Origin of the sequence: Streptomyces hundungensis (genome assembly GCF_003627815.1) — a bacterium.
GTDB classification, from domain to species: Bacteria; Actinomycetota; Actinomycetes; order Streptomycetales; family Streptomycetaceae; genus Streptomyces; species Streptomyces hundungensis_A.
On sequence record NZ_CP032698.1, the window covers coordinates 3,295,824 to 3,314,571 of the forward strand.

Here is an 18,748-nt window from a genome sequence, read left to right on the forward strand (position 1 = left end):
TGGATTGACTGGGTCCCGACCCACCCGTTACCGACCGACAGCGACCCACCCCGGCCACGCTCCCTCGGCTACCCAGCGACGAGCGGGACTAACGGGGGCTCATGACGGACGGACGGCGGTGCACGGACGGGCGGCGATGCCCGTCTCCGAGTGGGAAGGCCACGACCCGCTGCCCCTCACCCTTGAGGAATTCGAAGAGGTCTGGAAGGCCGCCCGCCGGCAGAGGGAGGCCGCTGCGACGGGGGTCAGCCCGGGCCCTTCGAGCTCGATCTGCCGGATCACCCAGCCCGTGGCATCGACCTCGAAGTAGAACCAGGTGTCTTCCTCGTCCCAGTAGCAGCGCATGGCGGCGGCTCGGAATGCGTGGGCATGAGTGCTTGGCCCTCGATGGGTAGTGGCACTGAGCGGGGGCGCGTCCGAACCATGCTGGACGATGGGGGCGTGCTGCCCTACGTCTATCGCGTCACCAAGTACGACCCCGCCGACCGTGATGAACACGGCCACTACACCGGCGCCGAGGACACGGTCAGCGACCACGGCCAGGTCGAGGGTGCCTACCTTCGAGCCATCGCGGCGTTCGCCGCGGACACCGGCATCGAGCGCCTGGCGGTGCGCGAGCCCCAACTCCCGGCGCCCTGCCTGAACTTCGGGCTGGAGCCACCGATGGACGGCTTCGGGCTGGACGGTGTCTTCCCAACCGGGCCGGACGGTTTCCACGACGGTGCCGAGGTCTCGGTCGACACCGCGCTGGATCTCGTACGGGTCATGCTGCGCGACGGTGGCGCCTGGTGTCGGCTGGAAGTGGAGGACACCTTCGCCGTGCACGTGGGCTGGGACCAGTACATGTACATAGGCAGCAGTCGGCCCTGTGAAACCGCCGTGGTCAAAGCCCGCGCGCTCGGGTTGTTCCCGGAGCGGATCGAGGCCTCTCCGTACGACTTCGAACCCGAGGACGAGGGCCCCCAGCGGCCGGCCGACGACGAGTTCTGGGACCATCTGCGCTGGTCGATGCAGTGGGGCAACTCCAGAGTCCTGGAAGAGCAGTACGCCCACAACTCCGCGCGATGGCACCGCCTAACCCCCGACACCATCGACACGGTCCGCGCCGGGCTCGCTCCCCGAGCCCGGCTGGGTGTCTGGCCGGACCTGTCCTGCGACATCGACGCGGTCCTCGCCACTCTCCCGGCCGAGGGCCACGTCGAGTGTGTCTGGCAGGACAGGGAGGGGCGGATGCACAGCGTCGGCGCCGACGAGGACGAGTTCCCGGAGCTGTCCGCCCGTCTCTGCGACGCTTCCGCCGCGATGATCCTGCCCATGTACGCCGACGACCGCGTCCCGCTGCTCGCCGCGGTCATGCCCGACAGCGATGGAGTGGTACGCGCCCGCTGGGAGATCGACTCCACCCCGAGCACCCGGAAGTGGGCCCTCCTCAAGACCCTTCAGCGAGGTGGGATCATCACCGGCCGGGTGACCCGGATCGCCGATTTCTGGGTCACGTTCGTGCACATCGGCGGCGTCGAAGCGATGATCAACATCCCCGAGCTGTCATGGCGCCCCTTCAACCATCCCTCCGAGGTCGTTGCCGTCGGCCAGGAGATCAGCGCCGAAATCCTCGACGTCGACCCGATCCGCGAACGCGTGTCACTGTCGCTCAAAACCCTGCACGAAGACCCGATGCCACTGCTGACTGGGCTGATCGGCCAGACCGTCCTCGGCCGCGTCACCAAGCTCGTGCCGTTCGGCGTCTTCGTACGCATCGAGGAGAAGGAGAACGGCTTCGAGGGGCTGGTGCACAACACCGAACTGGGCGACGGACACCCAGACCATCCGCGGCTGGGCGTCCAGGTCGGCGACGCACTCCCCGTGAAGATCCTGGACATCGACCCGGCCCGGCGCCGCATCACCCTCTCGCACCGGCAAGCGATCTCCCCCGGCCAGGACGAACCCGGCGCCTGATCCGCGAGCCCGGCACCGGGACGGCACGGAGCGTCGTCATCCGCTGTTTCCCGCGTTCCCGGCCCCCACACCGCGCACCCGACACAGAACCAGAGGGGACGGAAGACCCCACTCCGAGAGTGACGAGAGTGGGCCCGCTGACGCTCATGTCCCGGGCCCTACAGAACCGCGCCCGTGCCTCCGGTTAGCCGCCGCTGCCGCGGGTGAAGCTGACTTCCACTCGGCGGTTCTTCTTGCGGCCGTCCTCCGTCGCGTTGTCCGAGATCGGATAGTCCTCGGCATATCCGCGGATCTCGAAGGTCACCTCGGGTCCCAGGGACAGCGAGAGCGCCTTCTGGACGGCGTCGGCGCGCTCCTTGGACAGGATCACGCCGTGCTCGTGGGTGCCCAGGTTGTCGGTGAAGCCGAAGACGCGGACGCTGGTCTCCCTCTGCTTCTTGATCTCGGCGGCGATGCCCTGGATGCGGTCGTTTGCGTCGGACGACAGGGCCGCGCTGTCCATGGCGAACAGGACCTCCGCCTGGAGCGCGAACGTCACGTTGGTGTTGGTGTCCGAGCGCCGCTCCTCGCCGCCCTGGTCCTCCACGATCGCCTTGATGTCGAGCACCTTGGGCGCGGCCAGCGTGCCGCCCTCGGCGAGCTTCAGGTTCGGCGAGGTCCCGTCGACCTTCACCGACGGATCCGTCGTCGCCTCGGTGCCGGGCAGTGGGGGGCTGCTCGGCGTCCCGTCGGCGTACGAGGTGGTGGCGCCGGCCGTCAGGACGAGGGCGGCGACGATCGTCACGGCTGCGTGCCGGGTTCTGTTCATGGCGTGATCACCCGGAGACGGGGACGGTCATGGTGGGGAAGGTCGGGAGCTGGAAGTCGACCTCCTTGCTGGTGGCGGGAGGGGCGGGGAACTGGGCGAAGAAGGGGACGGTCTGGCCCGCCTTCACCCCCACGATGCCCATCGTGCACAGGCACTTCCCGCCCGTGTCGCGCAGCACGTAATAGCGCTTCTTCCCGACCTTGTCGACGAGGGTCGCCCCGGCCACCGAGTCCCCGCTGGCCAGGACGTCCTTCTCGGTGCCGACCCAGCCGGAGGTGTCCACGAAGTTCTCGGTGCCGGGGTTCTTCAACTGGCCGGCCACCGTGACGAACCCGCCCGCGTCACGGCCCACGCTGTTGATGGTGAGGACGATTCCCCCCTGGCCCGTGGCTTCGGCGAGTTTCGTCGTCGGGCCCGGCTTCGGTGTCGAGGAACCCGGCTGCCCGCCGCCCGACGAGGTCGTTTTCGACTGCGAGTCACCGCCGGCCGTGTTCGACTTGTCATCCTTGCTGTCGCCGCCGCATCCGCCGACAGCCAACGCCAGGGCGACTGTCACAGCTGCCGCCACCGCGCCCCTACGGGCCCTCAACGTGCGCGGAACGCTCATCGGTGCCTTTCCTCTGTTCGTCACTTGATGTCAGTCGACCAGTTTCACGCTGAAGATCTTCTCCAGATCCGGCATGGGCTCCACGGGCATGTCCTTGCCGTCGCACGTGATCGTGACGGGAGGAGGCGTCGTGGCCGTCGGGGCCGGAGTCGGTGCGGCCGTCGCGGACGGCGTGGGCGTCGGCGTCGGACTGCCGCCGCCCCCCGTGCTCGGCGGAAGGGCGCACCGCAGCTCGATGAGCGCCGTCGCATCGGCGGTGCCGTGCTCCTCCTCGGTCCCCGGGATCACCGACTTGCCCACGGTGTATTGGGTTTTGACGCCCACGGTGAACTTGTACTGGCCCACCCGCCCGGGGTGGGGCTCGAACGCCGAAAGGTCGGCGTGGTTCGCCGCCGCGAAGTCGACCGCCTCGGCGTGGGCCTCGGCGACGAAGGCGCCGTCCTTGAAGATGTCGTCGACACCGCCGGGTGCGGTGAGCGCCGCCAGCACCTTCGGGCCCAGCTCCTCACGGGCGCGCTGCGCCGCCGCGAGGGCCGCCGCGTCGGCCGCCCCCTGGGCGCCGTTGCGCGTCGCGGACGCCTGGCCGACCGCGAAGAAGGCGAAAGCGAGAAAGAGCAGGCCCGCCACCATCACGACATAGATGGGGAAGGCCTGCCCTCGGTCCTGGCGCAGGTTCGCGATCAGCCACCGGCCTTGATCTTGTCGATCTGTTCTTTGATCTTGTTCGTGATGGACGTGCCGATCCCCGTCGCCATGATCCCGCCGATGATCGCCACCACCACCAGAATGATCCCCAGGTACTCGAACGACGTCTGCCCCCGGTCGCTCCCCCCGGCCCGCCCCCGCGGCGCGTACCGGGCGCGGGCCCGGGCGACGGTCGTGTCCCGCCAGGCGTTGGCTCGCAGTTGTGCGGCGACGGCGGTCCTCAGCAGCGTGTCCTGCGGCATCTCGCGGGTCTCCTCCGGTTGCGGCATCGCGTACGTCACCGGGAACATAGGCCGGGGGCGCGGTGGCCGGGGAGGGTCCAGGGGCCCAAAGGCGGGCCCAAAGGGGGGAGTTACGCATGGCGGGTCACCCCCAGCCAGCGGGCGATCGCTTCGCTCCGGGTGGTGGTGCCCAGCTTGGCGAAGATGCGGTTGATGTGGTTCTTGACGGTCTTCTCGCTGATGAAGCACGTGGCCGCGATGTGCTGGTTGTTCATGCCCGCCGCGATCAACTCCATCACCTCGACCTCCCGCGAACTCAGCCTGAACTCTTCCCTGTTGCGCATGGACAGCCCCCGTTGCCCAGTTGAAGACTGTGCCACAACCGGTTGCAGTTGCGAAAGGGATTCCGCGGAAATGGCCGGCTCCGGGTCCGGTTGGCCGCGTACGTGGGCCAGCAGGGCGTTCGTCGCCGTGGTGGTGAAGGCGGCCCGGCCCTCTCTCATTCCCCTTACGGCCGCGGCCAGTTCGTCCGCCGTGAACTCGCCGTGGACCAGATAGCCGCCCGCACCGAGCCGCAACGCCTCCCGTACGATCTCGCTCTCGCGGCTGTACGTCAGCATCATTACGGATGCAAGGCGCGCCAGGTGCGGCAGTGCGGTGAGGCCGTCGACGTCCGGCATCCGCACGTCCAGCAGGATCACGTCCGGGCGGTGGCGCACCGCGGCCTCGTACGCCGCGCGGCCGTCGGCCGCCTGTGCGGCCACCTCGATGTCGTGCCGGCCGTGCAGCAGCGCGACGAGGCCGGCCCGGACGACCGGGTTGTCGTCCGCGACGACGATCCGCAGCGGACGGTGCGGGCGCACCGGGCCACCGCACGCCCCGGCGTCCGGATCCCGGCCGCCGTCCCCGATCCAGCCCGCCTCCGGGCCACCCTCCCGGCCGCCGTCCCGGCCCCCGTCCCGGTCGCGGACCGAACCGCTCCACTGCCGGTCCGGCCCGTACGCGAAGTCGTCCTGCATGACGCCTCCCTTCCAGCCGTTTCACGAGGGTCGCACGGACGCGTCACGGGCGTCGCGGAACGTGGGGGTCTTTCAACTGATCGTTGGGTAACGGGAGTTCGACGCGGACCTCCGTCCCCGAGGCCGCGTCGCCCCGGCCCACCCTGATGCGCGCGCCCATCGAGGCGGCCCGTTCCACCATGCCCACCAGGCCGAAGTGGCCCGTACGCCGGAGGTCGTCCAGGGTGGTGCCCGGCGGCAGGCCGCGGCCGTCGTCCCGGACGGTGAGGCGGAGCAGGGCGCCCTCGACGCCGGCCGTCACCTCGACCCGGGCCGGGCCAGCGTGCCGGTGGGCGTTGTCCAGCGCCTCGCTCGCGATCGTCAGGAGCTGGCGTGCCACCCCGGCCGGGAGCATCGGGGCCGGACCGTCACCGAGCGGCGTCCACCGCGCCCGGACGCCGGTTCGGCGGGTGAAGTCGCGTACCGCGGCCGACAGTTCGGCCAGGACGTCCACCTCGCCCCGGGCCCGTCGCAGGTCCCCGAGGAGTTCGCGGGATTCCGCGGCCGCTCGTCGCGCGGCCCGCGCCACCAGGTCGGCCTGGGCGCGGAGGGTGAGCGGGTCCATGCGGTCGGCGGACGCGGCCAGGCCGTCGGCGGCAAGGGCCAGGCCGTACAGGGTCTTGGCCACCGAGTCGTGCAGGTCACGGGCGAGCCGCGCCCGCTCCTCCTCCACCGCGTCGTGCACGGCGAGCCGGGCCCGGGTCTCGGTGAGGGCCTGGCTCGCGGCGCCGAACCGGAACAGGAGGTTGCGGATCGTCACCCCGACCGCCCCCGCGATCACACAGAAGCCGGGCAGCAACAGGGCGGAGGCGTCGGCCGGTCCGGGGTGGGAGCCGGTCGCGTACACCAGGGTGAGGATCGCGACCTGGAGGCCCGCGAAGAGGCCCGCGCCGCGCCAGCCGTAGACCAGACCGGCCAGGAGCGGGGTGCAGATGGTGACATAGCCGAGGGGGGACTCCGGGGTCGCCGTGATCAGGAGCAGCGCGCCGAACACGGCGTCGACGGCGAGCAGCCAGGGGTGGCGCAGGAGCAGCGGGCCGAAGCGCTCCCAGTCGCGGAACAGGACGTAGGAGCCCATGAAGGTGACCAGGACCGCGGCCCCCACCAGCAGGCCCGGCGCCCCCGGGGCGGCGCCCGCGAGCGAGAAGGGGGCGCCTATCGCGATCATCGCCAGACGGAAGCCGAACACCTGGCGGCACATCGCCTGGAGCGCGTTGATCTGGAGGGCGAGGGTGGGGGGCGCCGCCGCTTCCCTCGCTCGGCGGCGCATCGGCATGGGCATCAACCCCGCACCCCTATGGTCAGTTGAAGGCTCACTTCGGGCCTCCGAGGAAGCCGCCGAAGTCGAGGTCGGCGCCGTACACGAAGCCCACGGTGAGCAGGATCAGCGTGCCCGGCAGCAGGAAGGTCGTCACGGCGAAGGTGGCCTTGGGGACCGCGCGGGCCGCCTTGCGGCGGGCGTTCTGCGCGTCGGTGCGGCGCATGTCGGCGGCGATCGCTATCAGCGTCTCCACGATGGGCGCGCCGAGTTCCTCGCCCTGCTGGAGCGCGGTGACGAACATCGCGACCTGCTCGGAGTCGTTGCGCTTGCGCAGCTCCTCGAAGGCCTGCCGACGGCTGACGCCCAGGTCCATCTGGCGCAGCGTGATGCGCAGTTCGTCCGCCCAGGGCCCCTGGTACTTGTCGGCGACGCGTTCCAGGGCCTGGCGGAAGCCGAGTCCCGCGCTGACCACGACGGCGAGTACGTCGAGGAAGTCGGGCAGGGTGCGTTCGATGTGGTCGCGGCGCACCCGGACGGCCGACCAGATGCCGACCTCGACCCAGAACAGGGCGAAGCCCACCATCGCCAGGGCGATGATCCAGTGCCCTTCCAGCAGCATGATCAGTGCGGCCGCCGCGCCGAGCAGCCCGTACACCGCGCGCCGGGCCGCGTAGCGGTCGACGGTGAGCCCGCCCGGGTTGCCCGCGAGGTCGATCTGGCGGCGCTTCCTGCCGACCCGCGCGGGGCCCATCATCCGCAGCACCGCGGGCGCCCAGCGCATGCCGAGCCGGTCCACGGCGGAGCCGACGGCCGTGGTGCGCGTCGCGCCGATCTCCAGGGCCACCGAGAGGTCGCTCGGGAGCTTCACCTCGGCCCGGTACATGCGGATGCCGTGGAACATCCCGTACACGCTCAGGCCCATCAGGGCCGCGTAGAGCAGTCCCAGTCCCAGTCCCATAAGTCGCTCACTCCCCTCTCTTCGATCGGCCGCTCGGGCCCGTACGTCGACGTGCGCGCCGGTGCCGCCGGGTCATACGTCGATGCGGGAGAGCCGGCGGACCACGATGAAGCCCAGGGCGTACAGGGCGATCGAGATCAGCACGGCCGCCTGGCCGAGGAAGGCGCCCGTCATGCGGTCGAGCGCGCCGGGCATCACCGCGTTGAGCATGAGCAGCGCGGCCACGCCGAAGCCGGGCACGGCGTACGCGGTGACCGTCACCTGGGCCAGGGTGGTGCGCACCTCGCGCCGGGTCTCCTTGCGTTCCTCCAGGGTGGTGGTGAGGTTGCGCAGCGAGCTGACGACGGTGCCGCCCGCCCGGTTGGCGAGCACCAACGTCGTGACCAGGACGCCCAGTTCGCGCGAGGGCAGCCGCTCGGCGATCTCGCCCAGGGCGTCGTCGAGGGACTCCCCCACGGCGAGCCGGTCGGTGACCCGGCTCAGTTCCTCGCTCGCCGGCGCCTCCATCTCCTCGGCCGCCATGGCGATGGCGGTGCGCAGCGCGAGGCCGGCCTGGGTGGCGTTGGCGAGGATGCGGGACAGTTCGGGCAGTTGGTTGATGAAGCGTTCGATGCGTTTCTGGCGCTGCCAGTCGAGGAAGGAGTTGGCGCTCCACAGTCCGGCGAGGCCCGCGAGCGGTCCGAAGAACGACGCGAGGACGGACGCGGCGATCAGCCACAGGGCGGCCACCCCGGCCACCATGTACACGAAGAACTCGCCGGGGGTGAGGTCGAGGCCGGTGGCGGCCAGTTTGTGTTCGATGCGCCGGCCCAGTGACGTGCCGCGCAGTCGGCGGTCCACGCCGCGGAACGGGCGCTGACGGCCCGTCGGGACGGAGGCGCCGGGGTTGCTGAGCCGGTCGATGAGCGCTGCGCGCTGGGCGCGGCCCGCCCCGTAGGAGCGCAGCCCCAGGACGGCCAGCACCCCGGCGAGCAGGGTGACGCCGAGCGTGAGGAAGGAGAGGTTCATCTGCGCGTTCCCTGTCAGTTGGCGGGCTCGATGAGCGGGGCGGGCGGTGGACGGAATGGGGCCGAACCGGTGGGTGGGCGGGCTCAGTTGGCGTGGCGGACGGCGAGCTGTTCGGTGTCCGTGGAGACGCCGTAGGCCTGGGGCACGGGCTGATTGGCGAGGTAGAGGCGGTCGGCGACCCTGCGCGGCAGCGGGAAGTACTGGAAGTGGCCGTGGATGCGGCCGTCGGCGGACATCGGCCGGGCGTCGAAGCGGCAGACGGTGGTGATGCGGTACGGGTCGCGGCCGTGCGACTCCAGCAGGGCGATCTCGGTGATCTTGCGGGCGCCGTCGGCGTGCCGGGTGAGCTGGACCAGGACGTCGACGGCCGAGTTGATCTGGTCGTGCAGCGCCTCGAAGGGCACCTCCACCTCGGACATCGAGGCGAGCGTCTGGAGGCGCATCAGCGCGTCCTCGGCGCTGTTGGCGTGGACGGTGGCGAGCGAGCCGTCGTGACCGGTGGACATCGCCTGGAGCATGTCGAGGGACTCCCCGCCGCGGACCTCGCCGACGACGATCCGGTCGGGGCGCATGCGCAGCGAGTTGCGGACGAGGTCGCGGATGGAGATGTGCCCCTTGCCCTCGACGTTGGGGGGCCGCGCCTCCAGACGGATGACGTGGGCCTGCTGGAGCTGGAGTTCCGCGGAGTCCTCGATGGTGATGATGCGCTCGTGCGGCGGGATGAGGCCGGACAGGGCGTTGAGCAGGGTGGTCTTCCCGGTGCCGGTGGCGCCGGACACGATGATGTTGAAGCGGGCCTGGACGAGCCCGGCGAGCAGCAGCAGCATGGGCTCGTCGAGCGAGCCGAAGGTGATCATCTCCTGGAGCGTGAACGACCTCGGGAAGCGGCGGATGGTGAGCGTCGCGCCGGTCAGCGACAGCGGCGGGATGATCACGTTGACGCGCTCGCCGGACGGCAGCCGGGCGTCCACCATCGGGTTCGACTCGTCCACCCGGCGGTTCACGGTCGACACGATCCGCTCGATCGTCTGCATCAGCTGCTCGTGCGAGGCGAACCGGAGCGGCAGTTGCTCCACCCGGCCGCCGCGCTCCACGAAGATCTGGTCGGGCCCGTTGACCATGATCTCGGTGATGGAGGCGTCTTCGAGGAGCGGTTCGAGGATGCCGAGGCCGAGCGCCTCGTCGACCACCCGGCGGATGAGCTGGGCCCGTTCGGCGGTGGAGAGGACCGGCCCCTCGCGGCTGATGATGTGCCCGAGCACCCGTTCCAGGCGGGCCCGGCGTTCGGCGGCGGCCAGCGACGACATCTCCGCGAGGTCGATCTCCTCCAGGAGCTTGGCCCGGTAGGAAGCGACCAGATGGCCGTCCTCCCGCCCCGCGCCGCTCTCCTCGGGTGCGGCGATCCGTGCCCGCAGACTCATGTGTCTCTCCAGTCGTCTCGGGTCAGCTTCGGTGCTGAAGCTTCGGCATGGTGGAGGTGCGGGTGGCGGAGCCGAAGAAGCCGTCGCCGAGGCCCGGGATGACGCTGGGGATCTTGATGGTCACCGTGTACGCCGCCCCGTCCCCGCCGCCCCCGGCCGCCGTGACCCGGGGCGTGAGCCAGCCGCTGACCGCGGCCGTGCCGGCGGCCACCGGGTCCGGGCTCGGCTCGCCGTTCCTCGGCGCGTCCAGGCTGGCCGCCCGGGCCGCGGCCCGCGCCCCGGTGCCCGCCTGGTTCGCGGCGTACGCGGCGACGCCGAGCTGGATCGCGGCGAGCCCGACGAGCAGCAGCAGCGCCACGAATCCGATGTATTCCAGGGCGACTTGACCTTCGTCGCCCCGATGGCGGGTGGGGATGCGCACGGCTCAGCGCTCCTTCACATGGGCGGCGGTGCCGTCGACCGGGAAGCCGTTGAGGACGCCCGGGATCAGGACGGGGATCTTGAGCGTGACGGTGGCGCGGTACATGCCGCTTCCGTCCTCGCCGCAGGCCGTGTCGCCCTGGAAGGAGGACGGCACCTGACCGAGGGCCGCCGTGCGGCACGCTCCCGCGGCACCGCCCTCGGCCGCGGCCCCCGCCCGCGCCCCCTCGTCCGCCGCGTTGCCCGCGAGCACGAAGGTGTAGCCGACCAGGGCGCACTGCCACAGCGCGACGAGCAGCAGCAGGATCAGCGGGACCACGCCGATGAACTCGATGGCGGTCTGCCCCCGGTCCCGCTCCCGCTCCCGCCCCCGGACCCGCACCCCCACCCGGGCGCCGATCCTCACCCGGCGCATCAGCCGCCCCTGCGCCTGAGCACCAGGCCGCTGCCCCGGGAAGCCCGCGCCTTCGCCCTGCCCTCCGGCGCCTTGAGCAGGCCGAGCTCTCCGGCCAGCGCCCACACGGCCTGACGGATCGTGCTGCGGCCGTCGAGGTCGTGGAGGCGGCCCGCGTCCACGACGGACTGGAGCTCCTTGAAGTGGGCCGGCACCGCGGCCTGGGCGACCCGGGTCCCGGTGATCTTCTGGACGAGCGGGGGCTGGATCTCGGTGGCGCGGGTGTGCCGGTTCACCACGGTGGTGGTCTCCTCGGCCTTGCGGATCTGGAGCCGGTCCCACATCCGTACGGTCCGCTTGGCACCCCGTACGGACACGACGTCGGGGGTGGTGACGAGGAGCGCCGTGTCGGCCATCTCGACGACGGCGGCGTTGGCGGCGGTGAGCTGGCTTCCGCAGTCCACGACGACGGTCTCGTAGCGGGTGCGCAGGGCGCCGATGATCTGGCGGGCGGCCCGGTCGGTGACCTCCTCGCCGCGTTCGCCCTCGCCGGGGGCGAGCAGCAGGGCGAGCCCGCTCTCGTGGGTGAAGACGGCGTCGGCGAGAACCCGGGGCGAGATGTCGGTGATGGCGGCGAGGTCGGCGATGGAGCGCCGGAACTGGACGTCGAGGTAGGAGGCGACGTCGCCGGCCTGGAGGTCCATGTCGAGCAGGACCGTGGTGTGCCCCGACGCCCGTGCGGCGAGGGCGAGTTGGACGGCGACGAGGGTGGTGCCGACACCCCCCTTGGCGCCGGTGACGGTGGTGACGGTGCCGCCGGGCCCGGCGAAGACGTCGAGGCTCGCGCCCAGGTGGCGGCGTACGCCCGCGGACCACTGGGCCGCCGCCTGGACCCGGACCGCGAGCTCCTCGTAGGACAGCGGCAGCGCGACCAGGCCGCGGGCGCCGGAGTCCATCGCGGCGGAGAAGACGGCGGGCCCCGCGTCGGAGGAGATCAGCACGACGCCGATCGCGGGGAAGCGCAGGGCGACCTCGCGGATCAGTTCCAGGGCGGGGGTGGGGCCGATGCGTTCGTGGACGAGGACGACTTCGGGGAGCTCGTCGAGGGACTCCCCGGCGAGCCGGGCCAGGGTGTCGAGCAGGTGGGTGGAGTCGCCGACCGGCACCGCGGGTTCGGCGTCGGGGAGTTGGCTGAGCAGGGTGGTGACGGACCGGGCGGCGTCCGCGTCGGCGACGGCGGGCAGGATTCGGGTGGTCATCCGCACCTCACTGGTCCTTTTCGAGGCGGTACGTACGGTCACCGGGCGGGATCGCGCCGTCGCCGTTGCCGCGGCCGACCAGCGCGAGCCGGACGTGGGTGGCGAACGACTCGGCGTAGGCGACCCGTTGGGCGTCGAGGGTGCTGAGGGCGAAGGTGATCGGGACGGCCTGGGTGGTCTGGTTCTTGTCGGCGGCCGAGGGGTTGAGTGCTTGGACCGCGCCCACCTGAATGACCCGGGCGTTGGCGACGATGAGTTTGGAGACGGGGGTCTCGCCCTGTTTGGTGGCGGCGAAGGTGGCGAAGATGTTGACGCTGTCGTTGCCGTTGATCTTCCCCGCGACTCCGGTGGAGGCGTCGATCATGATGGCGATCTCCTGTTCGCCCGGCTTGAGTTGGGGCCGGTCGGTGAACATGCCGTCCTGGAGCAGGGACCCCTTGGTGAGGTGGGTGGCGGCCATCTTGCCGACGACGTCCGTGAGGTCGGTGACCGCGCCCTGCGAGAGCCAGCGTTTGGGCATGCTCGTCTTGGCGAACTGGTCGGCCTTGAGCGGGGCGTAGGCGTCGATGTCGTCCTTGAGTCTGTACGCCGTCACCTCCGGGCCCACCTTGGAGTCCACGTCGCTGATCACCGTGAGCACCCCGGCGAACGCGCCCAGGGCGCACAGGACCGAGAGGAGGAGAAGGATGATGCCGCGGCGCTGGCGGGAGTTCATTGACCGTACGACCTCGTTCGCTGACGTGGGGCAGAGCGGGCAAGTGGCGTGCTGCTGGCGCGGGTTGGGGTGGCGACCGGTCGGGGCGGCGCCGTCCACACCGGGGTCCGGGCGGCGTCGTCCGGACCGGGGTCCGGGCGGGCCCGGTCACCGGCGCTTACGGGCCCGGTGCGATGGCGCGGCGGCGTTCGGCCCGGGTGAGGGGGCGGGCGCGGTAGGCGGAGGCGGGCACGGGCCCGAGGGCGGCGGCGCCGTGCGGGACGTCCGGCTCCTCCTCACCGGGCTGCCGTGAGGCGCAGAACCCGCAGCGGTCGCCGATCAGCTCCATGGCACACCAGCGGCACTGTTCGCGCCGCACGGAGGCGACGAGTTGGTAGAGCACCGCGATGTCGGGCAGGTAGGCCGCGAATTCGGTCACCTTGCCGGTGCCCCACCAGGCGGCCGATTCGGATGGCAGCGCGGCCTCCTGCACGGCTCTGACCCCCCACGCGGGGGCCAGTGAGCCGGTGACCCAGTCGGCTCCCGCACCGCCTTGGGCCAGCAGCATGTCGCAGGCGAAGTCCGGTCCGGCGGGCGTGGCCGCGGCGCCGATCTTGACGAGCTGGGGCCGCGGGTTGGCGAGGACGGCGAACTGACTGCCCGGCATCCACGACCTGGCGTGCGCGGTGAGGCCGACCGGGACGCGTTCCAGCCGGGTCACGGAGTTGAGGACGGCGCCCGCGTGGATGTAGTGCGAGAGCAACCGGGCCGCCGATGCGATCACGCCGGGGCTGAAGTCACAGACCGAGAGCTGCCTCAACTGCCGTACCAGGATGGCGAGTCCGAGCGGCGGAAGATCGGATTTGATCAGGGTGATCCGGTCGGTTTCCAGAAGCGACCGTACGGTATGCAGTCGCTGTTCATGGGCGGCGGAAAGGGAGGCGGGACAGAAGGCGATCACATAGCCGTGCTGTTCCAGGAGGCGGTGCATGTCGACGAGCGCCGCGTCGAGCGGCTGGGCGTCGGGGGACTGGAGCAGCGCCGCGAGCGGCGTCTGCGGATCGGTCGGCGGCAGCACCAGGTCGGGGCTGGTGACGGCTATCGCGGTCGGCACGTCTCGGGCCCCCGTTCGCTGATCGCGGTCGCCACCCAGGGCCCCCGTTCGCTTCGGTCCCGGAGCCTGTGCGAGCCCCCGCGACCGCGACTGATTGCTGCGATTCCCACCTGCCTCAGCACTTTATCCACGACTTACCGAGCGGAGAACCGTCTTCTCCTTTCCTGTGTGCTTCCGCGGCTGGTTTTGGTACGCGTGGGACGAATGAGGCGCCGAAAGTCGGCCACTTCACGGCCGGAATCGACTCTCCGCTTTCCGTGACCGAGGGCGGGACCCGGGCGCGCGCGACGCGGCCCGCGAGGCGCCGGCGGCCGCCCACCGCGAGCGGGGCGGGTCGGTGCCGGAGGTCTTGACAACCCCATTGGTCTGGACCATGTTGTCCGACCAGGACGCCCACCCCCACTTCCCCGTCCTCCTCCCTTCCCCCTGTTTCTCTCCGCCCGCCCTCCCCACTCCCCTCCCGGAGGCAGCAAGTGAACCGCGCGAGACATGCAAGGCTCGCCCTGGCCGTGGCCGCGGCCGGCGCCCTGTCGATAGCCGGCCTCTCCGGCACCGCCCAGGCGGCCGACGTCAACAACGCCAAGAACGCCGGGTTCGAGTCGGGCCTCGGCAACTGGACCTGCACGGCCGGCAGCGGTGCCACGGTCTCCTCCCCCGTGCACGGCGGAACCGCCGCGCTCAAGGCCACCCCGTCGGGCTCCGACACCGCCCAGTGCGCGCAGACCGTCGCCGTGAAGCCCAACTCCACGTACACGCTGAGCGCTTGGGTGCAGGGCAGCTACGTCTACCTCGGCGCGAGCGGCACCGGCACCAGCGACGTGTCGACCTGGACGCCCGGCACCGGTAGTGGCTACGGCCAGCTCTCCACCACCTTCAAGACCGGCGCCTCCACCACCTCGGTGCAGATCTACACGCACGGCTGGTACGGCCAGGCGGCGTACTACGCCGACGACATCTCGGTGTACGGCCCCGACGGCGGCGGGGGCGGCGACCCGGCCCCGACGGTTCCGGCGGCGCCCGGCGGCCTCGCGGCCGGCTCGGTGAGCTCCTCCTCGGTGAACCTGTCCTGGGGCGCGGTGTCGGGCGCGACCGGGTACAACGTCTACCAGGGCGGCGCCAAGGTGCAGTCGGTGACGGGCAGTTCGGCGACCGTGACCGGGCTGAGCGCCTCGACCTCGTACCAGTTCCAGGTGACCGCCACCAACAGCGCGGGCGAGTCCCCGAAGTCGCAGGCGGTGACCGCGACGACCTCGGCGAGCGGTGGCAACCCGGGCGGCGGCGCCGTCCCCAAGCACGCGGTGACGGGCTACTGGCAGAACTTCAACAACGGCGCGACCGTCCAGAAGATCAGTGATGTGCCGGCCAACTACGACATCATCGCGGTCGCCTTCGCGGACGCCACGACGACGCCCGGCGCGGTGAGCTTCACGCTCGACACCAACGGGCTCGGCGGGTACACCGTCGACCAGTTCAAGGCGGACATCGCGGCCAAGCACGCGGCGGGCAAGTCGGTGATCATCTCGATCGGCGGCCAGAACGGCACGATCTCGGTCAGCGACTCCACCTCGGCGAACAACTTCGCCACCTCGGTCTACTCGCTGATGCAGACCTACGGCTTCGACGGCGTCGACATCGACCTGGAGAACGGCCTCAACTCCACCTATATGACCCAGGCGTTGAAGTCGCTGTCATCCAAGGCGGGCAGCAAGCTCGTCATCACGATGGCTCCGCAGACCATCGACATGCAGTCCCCGTCGAACGAATACTTCCGCACGGCGCTCAACATCAAGGACATCCTGACCGTCGTCAACATGCAGTACTACAACAGCGGTTCGATGAACGGCTGCGACGGCAACGTCTACTCCCAGGGCACGGTCGACTTCCTGACCGCGCTCGCCTGCATCCAGCTCCAGGGCGGCCTCGACCCCTCGCAGGTCGGGCTCGGCGTGCCGGCCTCGACGTCCGGCGCGGGCAGCGGCTATGTGTCGCCGTCCGTGGTCAACGCGGCGCTCGACTGTCTGACCAAGGGCACGGGCTGCGGCACCTTCAAGCCCTCGAAGACCTATCCGACCCTGCGCGGCGCGATGACCTGGTCCACCAACTGGGACGCCAAGTCGGGCAACGCCTGGTCGAACGCGGTCGGCCCGCACGTCCACGCCCTGCCGTAACCCCGACGACGTACGACGACAGCAGCGCCCCCGTCCTTCGGGTGGCGCTGCTGCCGCGTGGTCCTAGGTGGTCACGGCTTGGGCAGGGTGCAGCCCGCGCGGCTGAGGTCGATCTTGTTGCCGGCGCCCACGCAGGGGACGATGATGTACGTCTCCTGGGCGTAGTTGATGCCCTGGCGCACGGTGACGTTGCCGTTCTGGTCGACCTCGCACGGGTTGTTCTCCGTGCAGCGCTCGCCGTCCTCGTTGCCGGTGTTGTTGACGGCGACGACCTTGCCGGTCGTCGTGTCGATCACCGGGGAGCCGGAGGTGCCGCCGATGGTGTTGCAGGACGAGGTGTAGCGGACCGAGTCCTTCCAGGTCCAGTCGCCCTCCTTCAGCCGGTAGACGAAGCCGTCCACGTTGCAGCTGTAGGTGCGCTTCCAGTACCCGGAGACGACCTTGATCGCCGAACCCTGCGTCGGGTGCGCGTCGTTGAGGGTGAGCGCGCTGATCCCGTAGCCGCTCTGGATCTGGGCGTAGGTCTTGGTGAGCTGGTAGATCGAGATGTCCGTGTCGGTCATCGTGGCGTACGCGACCTTGCTGGCGCGCAGCGTCGTGACCTTCGTGCCCGAGGCGTTGAGCAGCGAGAAGGAGCGGGTCGAGGGCTGGTCGACGATGACCTCGCCGGGGCCGGGGAAGCCGCTTTCGAGGCAGTGGCCGTTGGAGAGCACGAGGGCGGGGTCGTTCGGCTGCGAGTTGGGCGTGCGGATCACGGAGCCCGAGCAGTTGCTGAGCGCCACCGTGCCGGCGAAGTTGACCGCCTTGACGGGGGCCGCCTTGGCCGGGGTGGTGGCCGGGGCGTCGGAGGTCTGCGCGGCGACGGCGGGCGCCGCGCCCGCGGCCGCGAGCAGCAGGGCACTGACGGCGCCGAGTGCGCCGACGAAGGACTTCTTCATGTGGGGGTTCCCTTTTTGAGGGTGCTGGGATGATGAAGAGGTGCGGTTTTGTCATGCGCATTGTTGATGCAGCGGCGCTCAACGGGCAAGTGGACAAACCGAGTTGTCCGGGGGTGACCGAAGCAGCCGGTGGAAGGCGAACCCCCGTCGGACACCCCCGGGCCCGCCCTAGATCACCAGGCTGAGCAGCGCCGCCACCGCGAAGCCCGTCACCGAAAGGACCGATTCCAGGACCGTCCAGGACTTCAGGGTGTCGCGTTCGGAAATGCCGAAGTACTTGGCGACCATCCAGAAGCCGCCGTCGTTGACGTGCGAGGCGAAGATCGAGCCCGCCGAGATCGCCATGATGATCAGGGCCAGATGGGCCTGCGAGTAACCGGCGCCCTCCACCAGGGGCACCACGATGCCGGCCGTGGTGACGATCGCCACCGTCGCCGAACCCTGGGCGACGCGCAGCACGACCGAGATCAGCCAGGCGAGCACGATCACCGGCAGGCCCACGTCGTTGAAGGTGGTGGCCAGCGCGTTCGCGATGCCGGAGGCCTTCAGGACGGCGCCGAAGATGCCGCCCGCGCCCACCACCAGCAGGATGTTGCCGACCGGCTTCAGGGAGGCGGTGGACACCCGCTCCAGGGACGTGCGGGACCAGCCGCGCCGGATGCCGAGCAGGTAGTAGGCGAGCACGAGGGCGAGGGTGAGGGCGACGAACGGGTTGCCGAAGAACTCCAGGACCGAGCGTACGGCGGAGGGGTCGAGCGCGATCGAGGAGAACGTGGCGGCGAGGATCAGGATCAGCGGGGTGCCGATGATGGCGAGCACCGCGCCCAGCGAGACCGGCTCCTCGCGCGGGGTCACCCCGGCGGCCGCCTGCTCGGCGGCGACCGCGGCCTTCGCCTCCTCGGCGGCCTCGACCATGTCCTGCGGCACCTCGACGAAGAGGCGCTTGCCGATCCAGGCCGCGTACCCCCAGGCGGCGAGGACGGAGGGAATCCCGACGACGGCGCCCATCAGGATGACCCAGCCGAGCGAGACGTGGAAGAGACCGGCCGCGGCGACCGGGCCGGGGTGCGGCGGCAGGAAGGCGTGGGTCATGGAGAGACCCGCCAGCAGCGGCATGCAGTACAGCAGGATCGACTTGCCGGACCGCTTGGCGGCGGCGTAGACGATCGGTGCGAGGACGAAGATGCCGACGTCGAAGAAGACCGGGATGCCGAAGATCAGACCGGTCAGGCCCATCGCGAGGGGGGCGCGCTCCTCGCCGAAGAGGGTGAGCAGCCGGGTGCTCAACACCTGGGCGCCGCCGCTGACTTCGAGGATGGCGCCGAGCATCGTGCCGAGCCCGATGATGATCGCGACATGGCCGAGGATGCCGCCCATGCCGGACTCGACGACCGAGACGGCGGCCGACTTCTGCACGGTGCCGAAGAGCTCGGTGACCGAGAGCCCGGCGCCGAGGCCGACGGCTATGGAGACCGCGAGCAGGGCCACGAACGGCTGGAGTCTGACCTTGATGATCAGGAAGAGCAGCAGGGCGATGCCGAGGACGGCGACGGTCAGCAGACCGGCTGTGCCGCCGATGAGCGGGAGGATGCCGCCCGTGTGCACGGGGGGTGGTGGGGTGGCGGCCGCGACAGCGTGGAACAACATGTGCCAACTCCGTTGTACAGCAGGGGGGTTCCAGGGCAGGGGGGACCGCGGCACGGCACCCCGGCGGTCCGGGGCGCCGCACCGTGCGGCGGGTCGAGCGGTGTGACTAAG

General features: G+C 70.8%; 19 protein-coding genes. 3 read left to right on the forward strand and 16 right to left on the reverse strand.

Going from position 1 to position 18,748, the window contains the following annotated elements:
• The first annotated feature begins 136 nt into the window (after positions 1–136).
• The gene (locus DWB77_RS37795; protein WP_162952281.1) at positions 137–310 is read left to right on the forward strand and encodes a hypothetical protein; all 174 of its coding nucleotides are present in this window, start codon (positions 137–139) and stop codon (positions 308–310) included.
• Positions 311–423: 113 nt separating this feature from the next.
• Positions 424–1,956, forward strand: a complete 1,533-nt coding sequence (locus tag DWB77_RS14540) for a S1 RNA-binding domain-containing protein (RefSeq protein WP_246033529.1) — start codon at positions 424–426, stop codon at positions 1,954–1,956.
• 184 nt (positions 1,957–2,140) lie between these two features.
• On the opposite strand, the gene DWB77_RS14545 is transcribed toward DWB77_RS14540, so the two are convergent.
• The 14 genes from DWB77_RS14545 to DWB77_RS14610 form a co-directional block, all read right to left on the reverse strand.
• Positions 2,141–2,764 (reverse strand): OmpA family protein, encoded by a 624-nt coding sequence (locus DWB77_RS14545; RefSeq protein ID WP_120721683.1) that lies wholly within the window; start codon positions 2,762–2,764, stop codon positions 2,141–2,143.
• A gap of 7 nt (positions 2,765–2,771) precedes the next feature.
• Positions 2,772–3,371 (reverse strand): hypothetical protein, encoded by a 600-nt coding sequence (locus DWB77_RS14550; RefSeq protein WP_120721684.1) that lies wholly within the window; start codon positions 3,369–3,371, stop codon positions 2,772–2,774.
• Between the two features lie 30 nt (positions 3,372–3,401).
• Positions 3,402–4,055, reverse strand: coding sequence for a pilus assembly protein TadG-related protein (locus DWB77_RS14555; protein WP_342778032.1), 654 nt, complete (start codon positions 4,053–4,055; stop codon positions 3,402–3,404).
• A complete protein-coding gene (locus DWB77_RS14560; RefSeq protein ID WP_120727784.1) occupies positions 4,052–4,318 on the reverse strand; it encodes a hypothetical protein in 267 nt (88 codons plus the stop codon). Before DWB77_RS14560 ends, DWB77_RS14555 begins: the two co-directional genes overlap by 4 nt.
• Positions 4,319–4,428: 110 nt before the next feature.
• The gene (locus DWB77_RS14565) at positions 4,429–5,316 is read right to left on the reverse strand and encodes a response regulator transcription factor (protein ID WP_174248555.1); all 888 of its coding nucleotides are present in this window, start codon (positions 5,314–5,316) and stop codon (positions 4,429–4,431) included.
• 43 nt (positions 5,317–5,359) lie between these two features.
• Complete coding sequence (locus tag DWB77_RS14570; protein ID WP_120721686.1) at positions 5,360–6,637, reverse strand: sensor histidine kinase; 1,278 nt, start codon at positions 6,635–6,637, stop codon at positions 5,360–5,362.
• 31 nt (positions 6,638–6,668) lie between these two features.
• The gene (locus DWB77_RS14575; RefSeq protein ID WP_120727786.1) at positions 6,669–7,562 is read right to left on the reverse strand and encodes a DUF5936 domain-containing protein; all 894 of its coding nucleotides are present in this window, start codon (positions 7,560–7,562) and stop codon (positions 6,669–6,671) included.
• Positions 7,563–7,646: 84 nt separating this feature from the next.
• Positions 7,647–8,582, reverse strand: a complete 936-nt coding sequence (locus DWB77_RS14580) for a type II secretion system F family protein (protein ID WP_120721687.1) — start codon at positions 8,580–8,582, stop codon at positions 7,647–7,649.
• Positions 8,583–8,665: 83 nt separating this feature from the next.
• Positions 8,666–10,003 carry a CpaF family protein gene (locus DWB77_RS14585; protein ID WP_120721688.1) on the reverse strand — a complete coding sequence of 446 codons (1,338 nt, stop codon included), beginning with the start codon at positions 10,001–10,003 and terminating at the stop codon, positions 8,666–8,668.
• Positions 10,004–10,025: 22 nt separating this feature from the next.
• Entirely contained in the window at positions 10,026–10,424 is a 399-nt protein-coding gene (locus DWB77_RS14590; protein ID WP_120721689.1) for a hypothetical protein, read from the reverse strand.
• Positions 10,425–10,427: 3 nt separating this feature from the next.
• A complete protein-coding gene (locus tag DWB77_RS14595) occupies positions 10,428–10,838 on the reverse strand; it encodes a TadE/TadG family type IV pilus assembly protein (RefSeq protein WP_120721690.1) in 411 nt (136 codons plus the stop codon).
• Positions 10,838–12,076 carry an AAA family ATPase gene (locus tag DWB77_RS14600; protein WP_120727788.1) on the reverse strand — a complete coding sequence of 413 codons (1,239 nt, stop codon included), beginning with the start codon at positions 12,074–12,076 and terminating at the stop codon, positions 10,838–10,840. Before DWB77_RS14600 ends, DWB77_RS14595 begins: the two co-directional genes overlap by 1 nt.
• Before the next feature lie 7 nt (positions 12,077–12,083).
• Entirely contained in the window at positions 12,084–12,791 is a 708-nt protein-coding gene (gene cpaB, locus DWB77_RS14605) for a Flp pilus assembly protein CpaB (RefSeq protein ID WP_120721691.1), read from the reverse strand.
• Positions 12,792–12,948: 157 nt separating this feature from the next.
• A complete protein-coding gene (locus DWB77_RS14610) occupies positions 12,949–13,884 on the reverse strand; it encodes a hypothetical protein (RefSeq protein WP_216826852.1) in 936 nt (311 codons plus the stop codon).
• A 473-nt stretch (positions 13,885–14,357) separates the two neighbouring features.
• Between DWB77_RS14610 and DWB77_RS14615 the strand changes: the two genes are divergently transcribed.
• Positions 14,358–16,052: a chitinase gene (locus DWB77_RS14615; RefSeq protein WP_120721692.1), complete on the forward strand. Its 1,695-nt coding sequence runs from the start codon at positions 14,358–14,360 to the stop codon at positions 16,050–16,052.
• 71 nt (positions 16,053–16,123) lie between these two features.
• On the opposite strand, the gene DWB77_RS14620 is transcribed toward DWB77_RS14615, so the two are convergent.
• Positions 16,124–16,990, reverse strand: a complete 867-nt coding sequence (locus tag DWB77_RS14620) for a S1 family peptidase (protein WP_120721693.1) — start codon at positions 16,988–16,990, stop codon at positions 16,124–16,126.
• Positions 16,991–17,158: 168 nt separating this feature from the next.
• Positions 17,159–18,637 carry a GntP family permease gene (locus tag DWB77_RS14625; protein WP_120721694.1) on the reverse strand — a complete coding sequence of 493 codons (1,479 nt, stop codon included), beginning with the start codon at positions 18,635–18,637 and terminating at the stop codon, positions 17,159–17,161.
• Positions 18,638–18,748 lie beyond the last annotated feature (111 nt).